2 protein-coding genes are annotated in these 1,506 nt (G+C 68.5%); both read left to right on the top strand.

All coding sequences use genetic code 11. The annotated features are described in order from the left end of the window. Positions 1 to 163: 163 nt before the first annotated feature. On the top strand, positions 164 to 646 hold the full coding sequence (locus COGEMETH_RS25275) for an Hcp family type VI secretion system effector (protein ID WP_238185413.1): 483 nt from the start codon (positions 164 to 166) through the stop codon (positions 644 to 646). Positions 647 to 867: 221 nt separating this feature from the next. Next, positions 868 to 1,416 (top strand): type VI secretion system baseplate subunit TssE, encoded by a 549-nt coding sequence (gene tssE, locus COGEMETH_RS25270; protein WP_238185412.1) that lies wholly within the window; start codon positions 868 to 870, stop codon positions 1,414 to 1,416. The last annotated feature ends 90 nt before the right edge of the window (positions 1,417 to 1,506 follow it).

Below are 1,506 nucleotides of genomic sequence, written 5' to 3'. Positions count from 1 at the left end.
CGCAGAGGGGGGAGGGCAACGCCCGGCTGGGTTCGCTCCCATTCACGGCCGGTGAAAATCCGTGTCGGCCGTAGCCCTGGGAGCCGGCCGGCGAGCCACGGCAGCCAGAGTTCCAGAAGCGTCAAGAGTCCGGCAACGATAACCTTCAGGAAGGGACACCATCATGGCGGTCGACATCTTTCTCAAGCTCGAGGGCATCAAGGGCGAGGCCCAGGACGACAAGTACAAGGACGAGATCGACGTGCTCGCCTGGTCCTGGGGCGCCTCCCAATCGGGCACCACCCATGGCGGCTCGGGTTCCGGCGCCGGCAAGGTCAACGTCCAGGACCTCAGCGTGACCAAGTACATCGACAAGTCGAGCGCGTCCCTGTTCCAGCATTGCTGCAACGGCAAGCACATCAAGAAGGGCAAGCTCATCGTCCGCAAGGCCGGCGAGAAGCCGCTGGAATACCTCACCGTCGAACTCGAGGACATCATCATCAGCCACGTCTCGATGGGCGGATCAGGTAGCGAGGACCGCCTGACCGAGAACGTGACGCTCAACTTCGGCCAGTTCCACGTGAAGTACGCCGTGCAGAACGCGGACGGCTCGAAGGGCGCCGAAGTGGAGCACAAGTTCCACATCGCCCAGAACAAGCAGATGTAGGCATCGGCTCGATCCGGCCGGCCCGGCGTGCCCGTCTTCGGGCCGCCGAGGCGGCCGGGATCGGAATCGAGCCACCGTCCGTGCGTCGGGCACGGACGGTGGCTCCCTGGCGTCGCGCGGCCGTCCACCGGCTCCGCGACTTGGGGACGGCCCGCGTTCGGAGGGGGATCTTCACGCGGGCCGCTCCCCGTTCGCCGTCGCGTTCGGTGCGGGGTGACCACATGGCAGCACGAGCCGACGCCAAGCGCGTCCGCATCCCGCTGATGGAGGCGTTCCGCGCCGCCAACGCGGACAAGGACGCCCGCCTCCACCTCGACGTCCGGGACGAGGGCGGCGAGCGCATCATCGCCGGGCGCCGCACCAGCGCGCGGGCGGCCGTGAGCACCGCCGACCTCCAGCGCAGCGTGGCCCTAGATCTCGAACGGCTGATGAACGCCGTCAACTTCGCCTCCGGCACCGACATCGACGCCTTCCCGCACGTGCGCCGCTCGATCCTCAACCACGGCTTCGTCGACATCGCCCGGCTGTCCATCGACGAGGCGGGCGTCGAGGCCATCGCCGACGAGATCGAGACGGCTTTACGCACCTTCGAGCCGCGCCTGGCCGCCGGCTCGGTCACGGCGCGGCGCGACACCACGGTCGACCCGGCGGAGCTGAAGCTGCGCTTCGTCGTGCGCGCCGAGATCGAGGCCGACCCCCTCAACGTCCCCGTCGAGTTCGTCGCCGACCTCGAACGCGACACCGGCCGGATCAAGGTGCTCCAGCGATGAGCGACCTGTATTCGGGGGTTGCCGAAGGACGCGCGGGTTACGCGCGTCCTTCGCCCCTCTGCGGGGGAGGATGGCCCGCGAAGCGGGTCG

Origin of the sequence: Methylobacterium trifolii, from assembly GCF_022179685.1 — a bacterium.
GTDB classification, from domain to species: domain Bacteria; phylum Pseudomonadota; class Alphaproteobacteria; order Rhizobiales; family Beijerinckiaceae; genus Methylobacterium; species Methylobacterium trifolii.
This window is presented reverse-complemented; position numbering and strand designations above follow the sequence as displayed.

Bases quoted from the DNA above. Each gene is read 5' to 3' on its own strand.
- tssE (WP_238185412.1), top strand. From the start codon at position 868: ATGGCAGCACGAGCCGACGCCAAGCGCGTCCGCATCCCGCTGATGGAG.
- COGEMETH_RS25275 (WP_238185413.1), top strand. From the start codon at position 164: ATGGCGGTCGACATCTTTCTCAAGCTCGAGGGCATCAAGGGCGAGGCC.